The organism is Oribacterium sp. FC2011 (genome assembly GCF_000701645.1).
In the GTDB taxonomy this organism is placed as follows: domain Bacteria; phylum Bacillota; class Clostridia; order Lachnospirales; family Lachnospiraceae; genus Oribacterium.
In genome coordinates this window covers 155664-174294 of the sequence record NZ_JNJM01000006.1, presented here as the reverse complement: position 1 = coordinate 174294, position 18631 = coordinate 155664, and the positions used below count along the sequence as shown (strand labels likewise).

The window sequence follows — 18631 nt, the reverse complement described above, 5'->3', positions numbered from 1 at the left end:
CCTTATCGACAGCAAACTCAATCTATGGTAAAATACCTCGGTATCTTATGCAAAAACTAGCGGATGCGGAGTGCAGGATGTAAGCATTCGCCTAAACCAGGAGGTTTTATATATGGCAGATTATGCAGAGAGAGCCAATGAAAAGTTCGTTGAGGCTATCACTAAGATCAAAGAATCACAGGGCGAAGATAAAGAAGCAAATCAGGCTGTAACAGACATGCTTTTGGATGGGACAGCGCAGTTCCTTATGCCGGTAATGATCACAGATGAGCCGGAGAAGGAAAGAAAGCTTCTTTACGGAGTTGTTTCCATGAAGGACAAGCAGCCTTACTACATGATGTTCACAAGCAGACAGAAGCTTAAAGAGTGGAACAAAGAAGGCAGAAAGATAAAGACAGTTACCCATAACTTTGAGGAAGCTGCAAACAAGGCTTTTGGGGATCCAAGAATTTTCGGATTTGTAGTAAATCCCGGCAGCGATAATTTCATCATTGCACGTTCGGTTATTTCAGAGCTTCTTTCAAAGCTGAACGGCAAGGCATTCGACCTTGAGGGCGAGAAGTCCAGGGAAGACGAGGATGTAACATTCCAGGATGTTCGTGAGGATGAGGTAACAGCGGAACTTAAGGCTGCACTTACAGAAGCCTGCAAGAAAAACCATAATATCATAAAGGTTTTCTTCAGAGATATGATCAGAAAGGGACATCTTGATTATGTTCTTATCATTGACCATATCGGACCTATGGATGTAACCTTCCCTCAGATCATGGAGGTTTGTAAGGCACATTCACATGGAAGAAGTGTGGCACTCCTTTCAGCAAAGGCACCTATCGCACCTAAGGCAATCAAGGGAGTAGAACCATTTTTCATGAAATAATACATTGATGAAATGTGTTTTCCTTGACAAAGGTATAGTTTGACTAGTAATATTTTTCTATATACTTTATTATAAGTAATCACTTAAGAAAGAGGTGTTAATATGAAGCATATCATGACATTAGATACCAGAGACATGAAGAGATCAGAAGAGAAGGGCGGATGCGGTGAGTGCCAGACATCCTGCCAGTCAGCTTGCAAGACAAGCTGCGGTATTGCTAACCAGCAGTGCGAGAACGAGAACGCTTAATTTTCAGATTCGCAAAGCCGGGGCGATTGAAGCCCCGGCTCTTTTGATGTATAAAGCCCGGATAAAAGCATTTGCAAACTGAACACTTGCAGATTCTGACAATGCTATGCATAGAATAAGCCGGTGTTTGTAGTCTTATGATGAAGGAACTATATAGATCTGAGCCTGAATGTCAGATGATATTGTTCCAAACACAGTATTTATAGGAGATTTAGAAATTAATGATTCACCAGTATAAAATGAACGGTTACAACATTGTCCTTGATATTTACAGCGCAAGCGTACATGTAACCGATGATCTTGCATATGATGCCATCAAGCTTTTGGATGAAGGTAAGTCTGAAGATGAAGCCAGAGCTTCGCTTAAGACCATGCATCAGTTAGCTTCTGAGGAAGACATCGATGATACTTTTTCAGATATCCGGGAGTTAAAGGACAACGGCAAGCTTTTCACTGAGGATGTTTATGAAAAGGCTGCCGGCTATTTGAAAAAGCAGACAACGGTTGTAAAAGCACTTTGTCTTCTGGTGGCACATACCTGTAACCTTAACTGCAGCTATTGCTTCGCTTCCCAGGGAAAGTTTAAGGGCGATGAAGGGCTTATGAGTTTCGAGACAGCCAAGAGGGCGATTGATTTCCTTGTTGAGAATTCAGGAAAGCGTCGTAACCTTGAGGTTGACTTCTTCGGCGGAGAGCCTCTTGTGAACTTCGATGTCTGCAAGAAGACTGTTGAGTATGCAAGATCCATCGAGAAGCAGCACAACAAGAATTTCCGTTTCACTCTTACAACCAACGGTGTCAATGTTACTGACGAGGTTATCGAGTGGGCCAACAAGGAGTGCTACAACGTGGTACTTTCTCTCGACGGCCGCAAGGAGGTTAATGACAGATTCCGCGTGAACCTTGCCGGAAAGGGCTCCTATGACCGCATCGTTCCGAACTTCCAGAAGTTTGTTAAGGCAAGAGGTGACAAGAACTACTACATGAGAGGCACCTTCTCTCACTTCAATACAGATTTTACCAATGACATCTTCCACATGGCAGATGACCTTGGTTTCACTGAGCTTTCCATGGAGCCTGTTGTTACGGATCCTTCAAGCCCAAGTGCTCTTACAGAGGAAGATCTTCCGGTTCTTTACGAGCAGTACGAGCTTCTTGCAAAGGATATGATCCGCAGAGAGAAGGATGGCAAGCCGATAACATTCTACCACTATATGATAGACCTTGAGCACGGCCCATGTATCTACAAGAGAGTATCCGGCTGCGGTTCAGGAACAGAGTATATGGCTGTAACTGCCTGGGGCGATCTTTATCCATGCCACCAGTTTGTAAACGATCCTGAGTACAAGCTTGGTAATGTCTTCGACGGCGTAGATCGTCAGGACCTTGTAAGTGTATTTAAGGAGTGCAATGTTTATTCCCGCCCCGAATGCAGAAAGTGCTGGGCAAGAATGTACTGTGCAGGCGGATGTTCCGCAAATGCGCTCCACGCAACAGGAGATATTAAGGGTGTATACGAGTACGGCTGCAAGCTGTTCCGTAAGCGTATGGAATGTGCACTTATGCTGAAGATTGCTGAAGCAGAGATGATGCAGGAGCAGAAGAATGGAGAAGAGGCAGAATCTGTATAAGGATCTATGTCAATATCTTGAAAAGGGGTTGTATCCCTTTCATATGCCCGGGCACAAGAGGAATGTGGAGATACCCGGGGTTTCCGTGAAGGATACGGAGCTTGACCGGGTCGTCAAGGTGTCTGATCAGGAAACCTTTAATTCTCGTGTTCGAACAGAGAATAATACAGTTTCAGACATCCTGGGAATCACATCGGGTAAGCGTAAAGAAGAACTATCGGATTTCGGAAGAAATCCGATTTCTTTTGATCTGACCGAAGTGCAGGGGACTGATGATCTCCATCATCCTGAAGGCATCCTGAAGGCATCCATGGAGCGTACAGCCCGGGTTTTCGGTGCAGACAGAACCTGGTATATGGTAAACGGCAGTACCTGCGGAAACCTTGCGGGCATAGGCAGCATTTGCCCTTTGAACGGAGAACTGATCGTGGCGAGAAATTGCCATAGGTCAGTTTTTCATGCATTAGAGCTTAGAAACATTACGCCACACTGGGTCTATCCAAAGTTTGATAAGGAATTTGGGATACTCACAGATATTGCCCCTGATTCTGTGAAAGAACTTTTAGAAAAGTACCCCGAAAGCCGCGGAGTAGTAATTACCAGCCCCACCTATGAGGGCGTTGTGTCAGACATCAAAGCCATAGCGGAAATCTGCCACACCCACGGAGTTCCACTCTTTGTGGACGAAGCCCACGGAGCTCATTTGGGACTTGTGGAGTCAGCGGGTTTTCCGGACAGCGCCATAAGATGCGGCGCAGATTTGGTGGTTCAGTCAGCGCACAAAACACTCATAGGACTTAATCAGACAGCATTACTTCATCTGAAAGGTGAACTCATAAATCCCAAAACCATCGAAAGAAATCTTGATATATTCGAAACCTCTTCGCCTTCATACATCCTGATGTTGTCCCTGGATGCCTGCACGGAAATGATTCTTGAAAAAGGTGAAGAAGTATTCTCCGGATGGTCACGAATGCTGGCCGCTTTTGATGAAGGCATAAAAGGACTTAGACATTTCAAAGTACTTTGCCACGGAGATGAAAAACTCAGACATATCAAAGCTCTTTGTCACAGAGATGACCGGTTGAACGATCATGATTTCTTTTCTTTCGATAAAAGCAAGATACTCATAAATTTTAGTGACACACATTTTTCCGGAGACAGCCTTACAGAACTTTTGCGAAAGAAGTATCATTTTGAATTCGAAATGCAGCAAGGTAAAAGCCTTCTCGCCATGACGGGCCCCGGCGACGAAGAAGCTGCCCTTATTCGACTTGCGAAAGCATTAAAAGAACTGGATAGGGAAGAAGACGATTTCAGGCAGAAATTTCATGGTTTAAAACATGAACGCAGAAAAAGGATCGAAAATGAATGTAAGCAGAAACATTATGAATTAAACCAAAAAGGCGGAATAGAAAATGAATATAGTTATAAACATGGTAGTATATCGGATTCTGAAGCAAATTCTTCAACCTGTTTGCTGACGGGGTCTCATGAGGATTCTTCTACCTGTTTACCGACATGTTCACATGAAGATCCTTCTACCTTTTGTCCGACAGTTTCTGAATCGAACTCAGAATTTTCCTGGCTTACAGTATCAGAACAGGTCATCACCCTGCAACAAGCAACTGAGGCAGAATCTGAGGAGATTTCATTTCCAAACGCCGTAAACAGAATTTCAGCGGAATATGTTTATTGCTACCCGCCGGGTATACCCATTATAGTTCCGGGGGAAAGATTGACAGCAGAGAAGATAGATAGAATTAAAAATTTTAGCCGGAAAGGATATGAACTGCATCACACAGGATCATCAAAGAGCCAAGGTGTTATTTATTGCACAAAAGATCAACAGGACAAGAGTTTTTCTTCATAAGTCAAAAATATCGAGCTCCGGGCTTGACTTCATATCCGATAATATCCGATATGAGTCAAGCCCGGAGCTTAATATTGTTGACTTTAAATCCAGTAATGACCGATATGGGTCAAGCCCGGATGGTAATGTTTTTGACTTCAAACCCGGTAATGACTGATATGGGTCAAGCCCGGAGCTTAATATTGTTGACTTTAAATCCAGTAATGACCGATATGGGTCAAGCCCGGATGGTAATGTTGTTGACTTCAAACCCAGTAATGACCGATATGGGTCAAACCCGGATGGTAATGTTTTTGACTTCAAACCAGGTAATAACTTATAAGAGTCAAACTCGGAGCTAGATATTGTTGACCTCATTTCAAGATATCCTCTGTGGAGTCATACGTCGAGTTTATCAGAATGATTCATAATTTTATAATCAATAATCTGGGTCAAATTTGCAGACTAAAATAGAAAACCCAGAGCCTTTTAGGGGTTAAGATGTGATTTTTTCGCCACGGTGTCTCTTTTCAAAATGAATGCCTGCCGGCTTGTTCTAGTCTGATTTTGATCCATCACAGATTTATTTCAAATATGAATAGATCATCATCTACTCTGCCGCCTGCTTGGCCCGCCTTGTATTAAAACCAAAAATCAATGTCAATAAATTAACTTTTGTTGACTATGACTCCCTTTGTGATTAAGGTTATCTACGAACATAAAAAAGTAGAAAAGATTTAACGTTTAATGTAAAGGGAGGAGATATTTATGGCTGTACATGTTTTAGACGAAGCTAAGCGTTGCCTTCAGTGCAAGAACCCACGTTGTCGTACCGGTTGCCCTATCAACACAAATATTCCGGAGATGATCAGACTTCTCAAGGAAGAGCAGATGATGGACGCTGCGGTAATGCTTTTCAATAACAATCCGCTTTCAATCGTATGTTCACTGGTATGCGATCATGAGAAACAGTGCGAAGGTCACTGTGTTCGCGGAATCAAGGAAACTCCGGTTCATATCTCCGCTATAGAGAATTACATTTCAGACTCCTGCTTCGAGCGCATCAAGCTTGAGAAGAAGCCATACAACGGCAAGAAGGTTGCAGTTATCGGTGGAGGCCCTGCAGGAATCACCATCGCAGTTCTTCTGGCACAGAAGGGTTATAAGATCACTATCTTCGAGGGTCGTGAGAAGCTCGGTGGTGTCATGAGATACGGTATTCCTGAGTTCCGTCTTCCTAGAACAATACTTGACAGATATGCAAAGAGACTTCATGAGCTCGGAATTCTGTTCCGTCCCAACTACAACATCGGTGGCTCAACCAGCATAAAGGATCTTTTTGCTGATGGATATAAGTCGGTATTTATCGGAACCGGTGCATGGCGTCCCAAGCACCTTCGTATTCCCGGTGAGTCCTTTGGTAATGTAGCCTACGCTATCAATTACCTCAACAATCCTGATGTTTACTACATCGGAGAGACTGTTGCCATCATCGGTGCCGGTAATGCAGCTATGGATGCAGCCCGAACAGCCATCCGCAAGGGCGCAAGAAATGTAACTGTATATGTAAGAAGAGATACAGCTTCTGCATCACCCAAGGAGCTTGAGTATGCAAAGCTTGACGGAGTTAAGTTTGAGTACTGCCAGTCACCTCTCGAGATAAAGGATGATTGCATTGTCATGGCTCCTGTTACCTATGATGAGGAGGGCAAGGGTACCGTACATGAAGATCAGGCTGTTGAAGTTCCCTGTGATTTCGTTATCATCTCTGTTTCCCAGGTTCCGAAGGATCGCCTGGTAACAAGAGATCAGGAACTCAAGCTTAATGATAAGGGAACTCTTCAGACCGATGAGAACGGTGAGACAACGATGCCCGGTGTATTTGCTTCAGGCGATGTTGTTACCGGTGCGAAGACAGTAGTTGCAGCAGTAAATGTATCAAAGCAGATTGCAGAAGATATGGACAAATATATGCAGGGACTTCCTGACTGAGGAAAGAAATAATTTGGTCGGTACCGTGCATGACAGAAACAAAGGGTGTTGATTTGAAATACCTTTAGTCAACTGTCTTTATTTCAAAATATATCAGTTGAATTTAATTCCTGCGAGGAGGGGCAAATGCCTCTCCTTTTTCAATGCAATAAAAACAAATTGTGAATGTACAAACACCCATTAAATCCACTTTGTTAATCTTTCGTCAAATTGCACAAAAACACGTACAATTTTTCGTTAGCGGAACTGAACGAAAATGATTGATGATGACCGAGTGCGTGATTTATAATAACCTCAGTTGAACGAAGTTGAACGAAAATCAATCAAACAGTATAGAGTCGGATGACCTGAAATCCATATAACATAAATAAAGATTTACAGGTTTTCGGATAAGAATGGAGGTGAAAAAATGCTGGCCGAGGAAAGATTTGTGAGGATTCTTTCCGTGGTGGATTCGGCGGGAACAGCCACTATTGCTGAACTGATGGAACAATTGAACGTGTCAGAATCGACCATCAAAAGAGATCTGTCACTGCTTGACAAGGACGGACTTTTGAAACGCGTTCGTGGAGGTGCAACCAGTCTTAAGGGTTCACTTTTTACCCATGACGACAGCGTAAGCAACAGAATGGAGCTTAATGTTGACGCCAAACAAAAGGTGGGAGCCTATGCTGCATCACTAATCACCGACAATGATTTCGTCTACATTGACGCAGGAACAACTACTGCAAGAATGCTTCCTTATCTTGCTAACCGGAGCAGCATTTATGTAACGAATTCACTTCCTCTTGCGATGCAGCTTTCGGCAAATGGTTTCAGAGTCTCTATATTAGGAGGAGAGTTCAAGAACCTGACTGAAGCGATAGTTGGCGAGGAAGCCATCGAATCACTTCTTAAGTACAACTTTACAAAAGGTTTTTTCGGAGCCAATGGCGTAAGCCTTGACAAGGGCTTTACAACACCGGAACTGAAAGAAGCAATGGTCAAACGTGCTGCCATGCGCCAGTGCAGAACATCCTATGTACTGTGTGACAAAAGCAAATTTGACAACATTGCATCCATCACCTTCGGAACCTTTGAAAGTGCAACGGTAATAACCGATCATGCACCGAAAAAATATAAAGACAAAAAGAATGTTATGGAGGTATAAGCAGTGATCTATACGGTTACTTTTAATCCGTCTCTGGACTACATAGTTTCGGTAGAGGACTTCAAGGTTGGAATGACCAACCGGACCAACACCGAGTTAATGTTCCCGGGCGGCAAGGGCATCAATGTTTCCATGGTTCTTCAGAATCTGGGACTTGAGAGTATGGCCCTGGGATTTATGGCAGGCTTTACAGGTCGTGAGATCGAGAGACTTCTGGCAGTTAAAAATGTCAAGTCCGATTTCATTGAGGTAGCAAGCGGTATTTCCAGAATCAATGTTAAGCTCCGCAGCAACGAAGAGTCGGAGATAAACGGTATGGGACCGGCCATCGGAAAGGATGAGATCGACAAACTTTACAAGCAGCTGGATAAGCTTACAGAGGGAGACATCCTTGTACTCGCCGGAAGCATTCCTTCGGTAATGCCGGAGTCAATGTACAGCGATATCATGGATTACTTAAAGGAAAAGAATCTGAAGATAGTTGTTGATGCAACTAGAGATCTTCTTGTTAATGTTCTTAAGTATCATCCGTTCCTCATCAAACCCAATAATCATGAGCTTGGTGAGATATTTGGAGTAACTCTCAGCAAGAAGGAAGAAGTCATTCCTTATGCTAAGAAGATACAGGAAATGGGTGCAAGAAATGTTCTTATTTCCATGGCGGGAGAGGGCGCAGTTCTTGTAACTGAGACCGGAGAGATTTATGAAAGCAATCCGCCAAAGGGTAAAGTTAAAAATTCCGTTGGAGCAGGAGATTCAATGGTTGCCGGATTCCTGGCCGGTTATCTCCACAGCGGAAGCTATGAAGAGGCATTCTACATGGGTGTCTGCACCGGAAGCGCATCTGCTTTTTCCGACAATCTGGCAACAAAGGAAGAAGTAAGAGAGTTATTAAAGCAATTCAACAAAGAGTCATATATAAGTTGAAGGAGAAGGAGTGTAAAAATGAGAGTAAGAGATTTATTATCCCCGTCATGCATTGATCTTAATGGAATAGCATCAAGCAAGACAGATGCCATCGATAAGATGGTTGACCTTATGGACAAACGCCAGAATCTTTCTGACAAGGAAGTTTACAAGAAAGGCGTTTTCGCACGTGAAGAGGAGTCTACAACAGGTATCGGAGAAGGTATCGCAATTCCTCACTGCAAGTCTGATTCTGTTAAGAGACCCGGTCTTGCTGCAATGGTTCTTCCTGAGGGAGTTGAATATGATGCCCTTGACGGAGAACCTGTTAATCTGATTTTCCTTATCGCTGCACCAAACACTAAGGATAATGTTCACCTCGATGTTCTTTCACGTCTTTCTACATTACTTATGGATGAGAAATTCGTAAGCGATCTTCGTGCTGCAAAGAGCCCTGAGGAGTTCCTCAATATTATTGAAAAGGCTGAGGATGCCAAGGATGCAGAGGAAGCTGCAAAGGCTTCTGCATCTGCATCAAGCGACGGCTATGAGATTCTTGCAGTTACTTCCTGCCCTACAGGTATTGCTCATACCTACATGGCAGCTGAGGCTCTTGAAAAGGCCGGCAAGGAAATGGGTGTTAAGATCAAGGTTGAGACACGAGGCAGCGGCGGAGCTAAGAATGTGGTCACAGCTGATGAGATAAAGGCAGCAAAGGCTATCATCATTGCGGCTGACGCTAAGGTTCCGGTTGACCGTTTTGCAGGAAAGCCTGTTCTTGAAGCTCACGTTGCAGAGGGAATCAATAAGCCTAAGGAGCTTATCAATAAGGCTCTCAGTGGAACAGTTCCTGTATTCTCGGGTTCAGGCGCATCAGAGAACGAGGCTTCAGATAAGGCACAGGGTAATGCAGGACATCAGGCTTATAAGCATCTTATGAGCGGTGTTTCACACATGCTTCCGTTCGTTATCGGCGGCGGTATCCTTGTGGCTATCGCATTCCTTGTGGATACTCTTGCAGGATATGGAGCAACAGCACGCGGAAGCTTCGGTTCGGCTACACCTCTTGCAGCATTCCTGAAGTATGTCGGCGGACAGGCAATGGGTCTCATGATCCCTGTTCTTGCAGGTTACATAGCTTACTCTATCGCTGATCGTCCTGGTCTTGCGGTTGGTTTCACAGGTGGTATGCTTGCCGCTTCCGGTAATGCAGCCATCGGCGGATATATGGATACCTGGACAAATCTCGGAAGCAATGGTGACGGATTCAGTCAGTTTATTTCAAAGTTTGCATTTTCAGCAGACGGTGTAAATACTGTATCAGGTTTCCTTGGTGCTATCGTAATCGGTTTCATTTCAGGTTATGTTGTAAACTGGCTTAAGAAGTCAACAGAGAAGCTTCCTCAGTCACTTGCTGGTATCCGTCCGATCCTCATCTATCCACTTTGCGGTGTATTTATCGTAGGTGTACTGATGTGCTTCATTTTCAACCCTATCATCGGTTTCATCAATACAGCTCTTTCAGCAGCTCTTAATGGTATCTATGCAAGCGGTCAAATCTGGCTTTTAGGTCTTCTCCTTGGTGCGATGATGGCTATCGATATGGGTGGTCCTATCAACAAGGCAGCATATGTTTTCGGTTCAGGTATGCTTGCTCAGGCAGCTGTTGATCCTTCACTTGAGAGCGCAGCATTTATCTCCATGGCAGCAGTTATGGCCGGTGGTATGGTTCCTCCTGTAGGTATCGCACTTGCATGTAAGCTTTTCCCTAAGAAGTTCACAGCAGCAGAAAAGTCATCATGGATCTCAAATATCATCATGGGTGCTTCATTCATTACAGAGGGTGCTATCCCGTTTGCAGCTGCTGATCCGGGACATGTTATCCCTGCAACAATGGCAGGTGCAGGTGTTGCCGGACTTCTTTCAGCTCTCTTCGGATGCACACTCAGAGCTCCTCACGGCGGAATCTTCGTTTTCGCAACTGTTGGTAACCCTGTAATGTATATCGTTGCATGGCTTGCAGGTTCTGCAGTAACATGTGCACTTCTTGGAATCCTCAAGAAGGATGTTGAATAATAACAATCTGAATTTAGGTATTGGGCCCCTGGGAGTTATGACTCTCGGGGGCTTTTGAAATGGAGTATTCCACTATAAAAAGCAGCTAAATTATACTTTGCAAAAGTAACTTCTGATGAGCAGAGGCAACAGAAGAACAGAATTATTTAAGGATGCAGCCGTGGGTAAAGTATTAAGGCAGCATTCCTTAAACTCTTAAAAATACCCTTAAAAACAGAAAATTTATTGAAACTATATATTTTTCAAATGATTCGTGGCATAATTATATTGTGATTGGATGTTGAAAAAATAATAAATACGCCAAGGAGGAATATATGAATAAGATAAGAATATTGGTTGCTACAATGGTGGCAGTCACAGCAATGAGCCTTACAACATTTGCAGCCTGTGTAAGAAACAACCCAAGTGAAGGAACGTTAAAGCATGACTCTGTTGGAACATGCTGGACAGATAATAACACCGGAGAAGCGTTAAAAGATCTATGGACATGGGTTGACACTGATGGAGACGGAAAAAAAGAAAAGTGTTATTTTGGGTCTGATGGATACATGGTAGTATATACAGAAATAAACGGTTGTTATGTAGATGAAAATGGAAATATTTTAGAAGAAGGTGTTGTTGATACGATCTAAACAACCGGTCCGGACAGATGGTTGATTTGCAGGAAAGATTAATAAATCAGTTCAGAACGTTTTGGAATGATGTATATTTTAATACGTTACAAAGATGCTGCTGCACCAAATAATATGATACCTCCAAAGTAGATGGGTTGAATAACCAAAGGCTACTTTGGAGGTATTTTTGTGTTTCGTTAAGATGAGAACATCTGTGCCCATGTTTTTGAATATCCGCTTCCGGAGATTCCAACACCGATGTAGTTGTTCTTTTCGTGCATCATGTTATGCTTGTGACCAGAACTATGCCACCATGCATTAACTACCTGAAGGGCTGTCTTCTGTCCCTGAGCAAGGTTCTCTGCCGCGTGGGTATCCATTGGCCATCCTAACTCGTCAAGGGCTGTGAAACAGTCGCTCCCATCTGGTCTTGTATGTGAGAACTTCTCACTTGCCTCTTCTGCTCTTATCTCGGCCGCTTCCTGTACGGTATCGTCGATAACTACTTGATCAAGACCCTTCTTATCTCTAAGAACATTTACAAGATATACCACTGCATCGATAGCTTCATCATCGCTTAATCCCTTTGTAGGGTCAGACGCTGAATTGTATGAACCTGTGATCAGCTTGTAGATTTCTGAATTTGAAAGCTCATCAAGAGACTTTGCTGACTCATCACTATCATTAGAGCTGTTACCACTTGAACCATAATCGATGAAGGTTGTTGAAGCACCATAATTGATGAATGTGCCGTTATCAAAATTCTCTTGATAGAGCTCATTCAGTGTCTTCTGACCAGAAGTAGAGCATGCTGTTACGCTGTTTGATGCTGCGTTATATGATGAGTATCCGGCATTATCAACCCATACACCATTAGCATCCACATAGTATCCGTCAGGTGTTGTACAATTTGTGTAGAGAATACCGGAATCATTTAAGCAGTACCATTTACCGTCGATCTGTTTCCAGCCTGTTGCCATCATTCCTGTGGTTGACTCGAAATACATCCAGCCATTTTCTGTCTGCTCCCAGTCTGCGAGTGATGTAATCGTTGAAATGCTGCCAACGGCAAGCAGAGCGGTAAAGATACCTGCGAACTTTCTCAAAAACTTAAAAAAACACATATAGATTAACCTTTCGATTGCAAATTTAATTAATAATATAATTATCACATCTTGAAAGTTTTTTCAACACCTCATTTTTAAAAGTAAGTAATAAAACTCACACCTGAGGTCGGGTACCTGTATACCGTGTACCATAAAATTTTTATAAACATGTGTACCCAGGTATTGGACGTATTCTTAAAAAATCCCTTAAAAACAGAAAATTTATTGAAACTATATATTTTTCAAATAATTCGTGGCATAATTATATTGTGATTGGATGTTGAAAAAATAATAAATACGCCAAGGAGGGATATATGAATAAGATAAGAATACTGATTGCTACAATGGTGGCAGTCACAGCAATGAGCCTTACAACATTTGCAGCCTGTGTAAGAAACAACCCAAGTGAAGGAACATTAAAGCATGACTCTGTTGGAACATGCTGGACAGATAATAACACCGGAGAAGCGTTAAAAGATCTATGGACATGGGTTGACACTGATGGAGACGGAAAAAAAGAAAAGTGTTATTTTGGGTCTGATGGATACATGGTAGTATATACAGAAATAAACGGTTGTTATGTAGATGAAAATGGAAATATTTTAGAAGAAGGTGTTGTTGATACAATCTAAACAACCGGTCCGGACAGATGGTTAATTTGCAGGCAAGATGCATAAATCAGTTCAGAACGTTCTGAAATGATGTATCTATAAATACGTTACAAAGAGGCTGCCGTACCAAATGATATGATACCTCCAAAGTAGATGGGTTGAATAACCAAAGGCTACTTTGGAGGTATTTTTGCAATTAGCGGTACCGTGTAGTGCGTCCATGGTGGCTTAATCAACTTACATATAAGAAAGTGGCTGTGCAAGAGTAACTTCTACATTTGGTGATTGTCGGTCAAAAAAAATGGAAGTTAAGTTTTCACATTACGATAACTTAATATTGAAACGAATAAACGTTTTGATTTATATGTACATTTTTTTGTCGTGGTGATTGGTTATTATTCTTGTGTAGGTAAAAACAAACAATGATTTGCGGAACGGGTATTCACAAAACAAATATTTTGCGAACGGCTGTTTACAAAACGTTTGTACAGTGTTATACTGTGGATGTTGTAAGAGGGATGGCATCGGGTTTTGCAGATTGGAGGCTTTCGGGAGTGGGTACTGAAGGCGGATGTTTAAAAAAACAAAAGGGGGATCATGACATGAGAATCAATATCAGAACATTTCAGTTTGTAGTTGGATTTTTATTAGTGCTGGGCCTTATAGCATCTCTTTGTGAGTTCAGGGAAGTTCGATATCTTGGGTATGGCATAAGTCTTGGAAGTGTTTATCTTTTTTATCAGATTGACAGGGAGATAGAACGTCAGCGTCACAGGGCGAGATATTACAGACGTATATATAAGCTGGTGGAGCAGAAGCTTTATTCATAAGAGACATTAAAAAAGTGATGCGCTTGGTGTAGGAAACAATACACTTTGCACATCACTTGTTAATTTCAATCATTCCAGTCTATATAGACATCGGAGTTTTCGGAGGTTTTATTTTTCTCAAAGTATTCATTTTCTTTTGGGATCCAGATATCTTTGAATTTTGACAGCATTTCGGGATTATCGCCTATACGTGTTGAGATGTTTGTAAGCTGACTTTCGGGATCGATGTCGCAGAAGATTTTTAACTGGTAGGGTTCTCCAAAGTAGGGATGCAGGCTGTAGGAACCTTCTACGATATTGATGCGTTTATGTTTTATGACCTGTTCTTTTTCTTTTTCGATTTTCATAGTCCTGCAGTTAAACGGACGGTAGACCACATCATCGCCGTACCATAAGGGGATAAGGACTTCTTCACGGAATCTTTCGTAGTCTACATTGCCGCCGATTTCAGACATGCGTTCAGGTGTTCGCTGGGATTCCTGCAGGAAGAAATCATCCATGTGGAAGACATTGGCATCATACTTTCCGGCCAGGAAGGCAGATAGTCTTGTTTTTCCGCTGCCGGAACGGCCATCTATGGCGATTAGGATTACTTCTTCATCCATATATTCTTCATCACTCAGAAGATCATTTATAGCTTCAACGGCAGGTGCAAAGCGGCGTTCTTTTATATCGATAGTATCCATAGGTTATCTCCTTACTCTTATGTTTCTTTTATGCCTTCTATCATGATATAATATACGGGATTTTTTAAAAAGCTTTTATATGGAGATTTATATGGATATTGTTGAAATCATTACTAAAGAACTTGGAATCAAAAAGACACAGACTGAAGCTGTGATCAAGCTTATAGATGAGGGGAATACCATTCCGTTCATAGCCCGTTATCGTAAGGAAGCAACCGGTGCAATGCACGATGATGTTCTCCGTACTTTTGATGAACGTTTAAAATATCTCCGTAACCTGGAGGACAGAAAGAATACTATCCTTGCTTCCATAGAAGAACAGGGTAAGCTTACCGATGAATTGAGAAAGCAGATTGACGAAGCTGAGACTGCGGTAAAGCTTGAGGATATCTATCGTCCTTATAAACCGAAGCGCCGCACCAGAGCCATGATCGCTAAGGAAAGAGGTCTCGAACCCCTGGCTGTATTCATTTTCTCAGGAAAATCCTCTGTTTCTGTTACAGAGGAAGCTCTTAAGTATGTAAATGAAGAAAAGGAAGTTCCTGATGTTAAGACGGCCATTGCAGGTGCAGAAGATATCATCGCGGAGACATTGGCAGACAGTGCAAGTCTCAGAGAGTGGATACGTAAAAAGACCTATGCCGAAGGTCTCATAGTGTCTGCCGCAAAGACCAAGGCTCAGGCTGAAGAGAAAACTGTATATGACAACTATTATGATTATCAGGAACCCATTAAAAAGATTCCGGGGCATCGTATCCTTGCTCTTAACAGAGGAGAAAGTGAAAAGATCCTTACAGTTAAGATCGAGGCTCCGGAGGAGGAGATAATCAGTTTCATGAAGCGTCATATAGGTGCCGGAAGGAATAAGGAAACAACACCTTATCTTGAAGAGACAGCCATAGATGCATATAAGAGACTGATCAGTCCGTCAATTGAGACAGAGATACGAAATGATCTTACCGAAAAGGCTGAGGACGGAGCCATAAAGGTATTTGGCGAGAATCTGGGTCAGCTTCTCATGCAGCCGCCAATTATCGGAAAGACTGTTCTTGGATGGGATCCTGCTTTCAGAACCGGCTGTAAGATTTCTGTTGTTGATCCCACCGGAAAGGTGCTTGACACAACAGTTATATTCCCTACAGCACCACAAAATAAGGTGGCTGAGGCTATGCACGTTATCGAAGGACTTATCCGTAAGTATAATGTTGACATCATTTCTCTGGGAAACGGAACAGCTTCCAGAGAATCAGAGCAGATTATAGCTGATTTCATAAAGAAGAGTAAGCTGCCTGTGAAATATGTGATCGTAAACGAAGCCGGAGCCTCAGTTTATTCCGCATCAAAGCTTGCTACAGAGGAGTTCCCGAATTTTGATGTTGGACAAAGATCCGCAACCTCCATGGCTAGACGTTTACAGGATCCTCTGGCAGAGCTTGTTAAGATCGATCCCAAGTCCATCGGTGTCGGCCAGTATCAGCATGATATGAACCAGTCAAAGCTGGGAGAGCAGCTCGGAAACGTTGTGGAAGACTGTGTAAACAAGGTAGGTGTAGATGTTAATACAGCTTCATTCTCACTCCTTGAATATGTTTCAGGTATAAACAAGAATATCGCAAAGAATATCGTTGCATATCGTGAAGAGAACGGTGCTTTCACCTCCAGAAAAGATCTTCTGAAGGTTCCCAAGCTTGGACCAAAAGCCTATGAGCAGTGTGCAGGTTTCCTCCGTATCCGTGACGGCGAGGACGTTCTTGATATGACTTCGGTACATCCGGAGAGTTACGAAGCAGCCAGGGAACTTTTGAAGCTTTTGGGATTTACCGCCGAAGACGTTAAGAACGGTAATACCAGAGACATTGAGAAAAAACTCAAAGAGGCAAAGGCATCCATACCGGAGCTTGCAAAGAAGATGAGTATCGGAGAATATACACTTCAGGATATAGTAAAAGAACTTGCAAAACCTGGACGTGATCCCCGTGAGGATGTACCGGCTCCTGTATTAAGATCCGATGTCCTTGATTTTGATGACCTCACCCCGGGCATGGTACTTGCCGGAACAGTCCGTAACGTCATTGACTTTGGAGCATTCGTAGATATCGGAGTTCATCAGGACGGCCTCGTACATATCTCCCAGATCGCCGATAAATTCGTCAAGCACCCCCTTGACGTAGTGAAAGTCGGAGACATCGTAAATGTAAAAGTCCTTTCCGTTGACAAAGACCGCAAAAAGATATCCCTTTCAATGAAGGGCGTTCCGCAGAAATAATATGATACTTAATATTGCCAATTTAAATAAAACCTATATAGGAAAACAGATCCTCAAAGGCGTAACCTTCCATCTTGAGGACAAAGAAAAAGCGGCGATTGTCGGAATCAACGGTTCCGGCAAGACGACGCTTATTCGTTGTATATTGGGAGTGGAGGAACCTGACGATTCCGAAACTGTCATTGCCTTCTCTAAAGACAAGAAGATAGGTTATCTTGCACAGCAGCATGCCGACATAGAAACCGGCGTAGATGATTTCGATACTCTTTCCGGAGGTCAGAAAACCAGAAAAAGACTGGAAGAGATACTTCAGGATAAGCCGGATCTTCTTATCCTGGATGAGCCCACAAACCATCTGGATATCGAATCCATACAGTGGCTGGAAAAAGTGCTTAAGCGTTATGACGGAGCTGTTCTCCTGGTATCCCACGACCGATATTTCCTTGATCATGTGGTAACCAAGATCATTGACCTGGATAACGGAAAAGCCCGCATGTATAAGGGAAATTATTCAGAGCATGCCGTTAAGAAAAAGCAGATCCGTGATGCTGAGCTTAAGGCTTACCTCAATCAGCAACAGGAGATACAGCACCAGCAGGCGGTTATAGACAAGCTTAAACAGTTCAACAGAGAAAAGTCTATAAAGAGAGCAGAGTCCAGGGAGAAGGCATTAGCCAAGGTAGAACTTCTTGATAAGCCTGAAGAGCTTGATAATGAGATGAGGCTTGCCCTTACACCAAGCGTTCAGTCAGGAAATGATGTTCTTTCCGTGAAGGATCTTAGCAAGGCATTTGATGATAAGACATTGTTCTCAAATATTTCTTTTGAGATAAAGCGTGGGGAACATGTGGCTGTGATCGGCGCCAACGGAACCGGAAAGACAACGCTGCTTAAAATTTTAAACCAGCAGGTGGATGCAGATACAGGCTCCTTTAAGCTGGGCACCAATGTTGAGATCGGTTACTACGATCAGGAACATGCAGTACTTCATATGGATAAGACCATCTTTGATGAAATTCAGGATGAGTATCCGTATCTCAATAACACAAAGGTTCGTAATGTTCTTGCAGCTTTTCTGTTCCGTGGGGATGACGTATATAAGCGTATAGGGGATCTCAGCGGTGGTGAGCAGGGACGTGTATCACTTGCAAAGCTTATGCTGAGTAATGCCAATTTCCTGATACTGGACGAGCCTACCAACCATCTTGATATTCAGGGCAGAGAGGTTCTGGAGGATGCCATAAACAATTATGAGGGAACGGTACTTTACGTATCGCATGACCGATATTTCATAAACAAAACTTCAAGCCGTATACTGGAGCTTTTCGAGAACCGCTTTGACAATTACATCGGAAACTATGACTACTACCTCGAAAAGAAAGAGGATGTGAGAAGATACGGAGCTGCAGGAACTGACAATGCCGACAATAAGGGTGCAGTCCCGGTTCAGCCTGTGACCGTTCAGGAATCCGAGCAGAAAACAGACTGGCTTCAGCAGAAGGAGCTCAAAAAGAATCTTCAGAGACTTGAGAGAACACTCAAATCTACAGAGGATGAGATCCAGAGGCTGGAAGCAAGAAATCAGGTGCTGGATGATGAATACCAGAATCCGGATATCGCAGCGGATGTAGGAAAACTAATGGAACTCCACAAGGAGCACGAGAAGAACGATGCGAGACTGGAAGAGCTGTACGAGATATGGGAAACCACATCTGAAGAACTTTCGGAAATAAAGTGATGATATAAAATAAAGGCATGGGTGAAAGTCTATGCCTTTAAAAATCT

At 42.9% G+C, this 18631-nt stretch carries 15 protein-coding genes; 13 read left to right on the top strand and 2 right to left on the bottom strand.

Features of this window, described 5'->3' with window-relative positions; translation table 11 throughout:
- Window positions 1–112 precede the first annotated feature (112 nt).
- The 9 genes from T357_RS0106750 (at window position 113) to T357_RS0106705 (ending at window position 11365) form a co-directional block, all read left to right on the top strand.
- Window positions 113–877 carry an enhanced serine sensitivity protein SseB C-terminal domain-containing protein gene (locus T357_RS0106750; RefSeq protein ID WP_031550029.1) on the top strand — a complete coding sequence of 255 codons (765 nt, stop codon included), beginning with the start codon at window positions 113–115 and terminating at the stop codon, window positions 875–877.
- 102 nt (window positions 878–979) lie between these two features.
- On the top strand, window positions 980–1126 hold the full coding sequence (gene scfA / locus T357_RS20795; RefSeq protein ID WP_081828078.1) for a six-cysteine ranthipeptide SCIFF: 147 nt from the start codon (window positions 980–982) through the stop codon (window positions 1124–1126).
- A gap of 221 nt (window positions 1127–1347) precedes the next feature.
- Entirely contained in the window at window positions 1348–2757 is a 1410-nt protein-coding gene (gene scfB / locus T357_RS0106740) for a thioether cross-link-forming SCIFF peptide maturase (RefSeq protein ID WP_044916335.1), read from the top strand.
- Window positions 2732–4630, top strand: coding sequence for an aminotransferase class I/II-fold pyridoxal phosphate-dependent enzyme (locus tag T357_RS0106735; protein ID WP_049962320.1), 1899 nt, complete (start codon window positions 2732–2734; stop codon window positions 4628–4630). Before scfB ends, T357_RS0106735 begins: the two co-directional genes overlap by 26 nt.
- A 747-nt stretch (window positions 4631–5377) precedes the next feature.
- Complete coding sequence (locus tag T357_RS0106725) at window positions 5378–6601, top strand: NAD(P)-dependent oxidoreductase (protein WP_031550019.1); 1224 nt, start codon at window positions 5378–5380, stop codon at window positions 6599–6601.
- Window positions 6602–7010: 409 nt separating this feature from the next.
- Complete coding sequence (locus T357_RS0106720) at window positions 7011–7751, top strand: DeoR/GlpR family DNA-binding transcription regulator (protein WP_031550016.1); 741 nt, start codon at window positions 7011–7013, stop codon at window positions 7749–7751.
- 3 nt (window positions 7752–7754) lie between these two features.
- On the top strand, window positions 7755–8678 hold the full coding sequence (pfkB, locus tag T357_RS0106715; RefSeq protein ID WP_031550013.1) for a 1-phosphofructokinase: 924 nt from the start codon (window positions 7755–7757) through the stop codon (window positions 8676–8678).
- A gap of 18 nt (window positions 8679–8696) precedes the next feature.
- The gene (locus T357_RS0106710) at window positions 8697–10733 is read left to right on the top strand and encodes a PTS fructose transporter subunit IIABC (protein WP_031550010.1); all 2037 of its coding nucleotides are present in this window, start codon (window positions 8697–8699) and stop codon (window positions 10731–10733) included.
- 314 nt (window positions 10734–11047) lie between these two features.
- Window positions 11048–11365, top strand: coding sequence for a hypothetical protein (locus T357_RS0106705; protein WP_031550008.1), 318 nt, complete (start codon window positions 11048–11050; stop codon window positions 11363–11365).
- Between the two features lie 179 nt (window positions 11366–11544).
- Here T357_RS0106705 and T357_RS20125 read toward each other — a convergent pair whose 3' ends face one another.
- The gene (locus tag T357_RS20125; RefSeq protein ID WP_049962319.1) at window positions 11545–12471 is read right to left on the bottom strand and encodes a CAP domain-containing protein; all 927 of its coding nucleotides are present in this window, start codon (window positions 12469–12471) and stop codon (window positions 11545–11547) included.
- A gap of 296 nt (window positions 12472–12767) precedes the next feature.
- Between T357_RS20125 and T357_RS0106695 the strand changes: the two genes are divergently transcribed.
- On the top strand, window positions 12768–13085 hold the full coding sequence (locus T357_RS0106695; protein ID WP_031550004.1) for a hypothetical protein: 318 nt from the start codon (window positions 12768–12770) through the stop codon (window positions 13083–13085).
- A 581-nt stretch (window positions 13086–13666) separates the two neighbouring features.
- A complete protein-coding gene (locus T357_RS0106690; protein ID WP_029201977.1) occupies window positions 13667–13894 on the top strand; it encodes a hypothetical protein in 228 nt (75 codons plus the stop codon).
- A gap of 65 nt (window positions 13895–13959) precedes the next feature.
- On the opposite strand, the gene T357_RS0106685 is transcribed toward T357_RS0106690, so the two are convergent.
- On the bottom strand, window positions 13960–14580 hold the full coding sequence (locus T357_RS0106685; RefSeq protein WP_044916331.1) for a nucleoside/nucleotide kinase family protein: 621 nt from the start codon (window positions 14578–14580) through the stop codon (window positions 13960–13962).
- A 91-nt stretch (window positions 14581–14671) separates the two neighbouring features.
- Between T357_RS0106685 and T357_RS0106680 the strand changes: the two genes are divergently transcribed.
- Together T357_RS0106680 and T357_RS0106675 are read left to right on the top strand one after the other, a co-directional pair.
- Window positions 14672–16846: a Tex family protein gene (locus T357_RS0106680; protein ID WP_031549995.1), complete on the top strand. Its 2175-nt coding sequence runs from the start codon at window positions 14672–14674 to the stop codon at window positions 16844–16846.
- 1 nt (window position 16847) lies between these two features.
- Window positions 16848–18584 carry an ABC-F family ATP-binding cassette domain-containing protein gene (locus T357_RS0106675; RefSeq protein WP_031549993.1) on the top strand — a complete coding sequence of 579 codons (1737 nt, stop codon included), beginning with the start codon at window positions 16848–16850 and terminating at the stop codon, window positions 18582–18584.
- The last annotated feature ends 47 nt before the right edge of the window (window positions 18585–18631 follow it).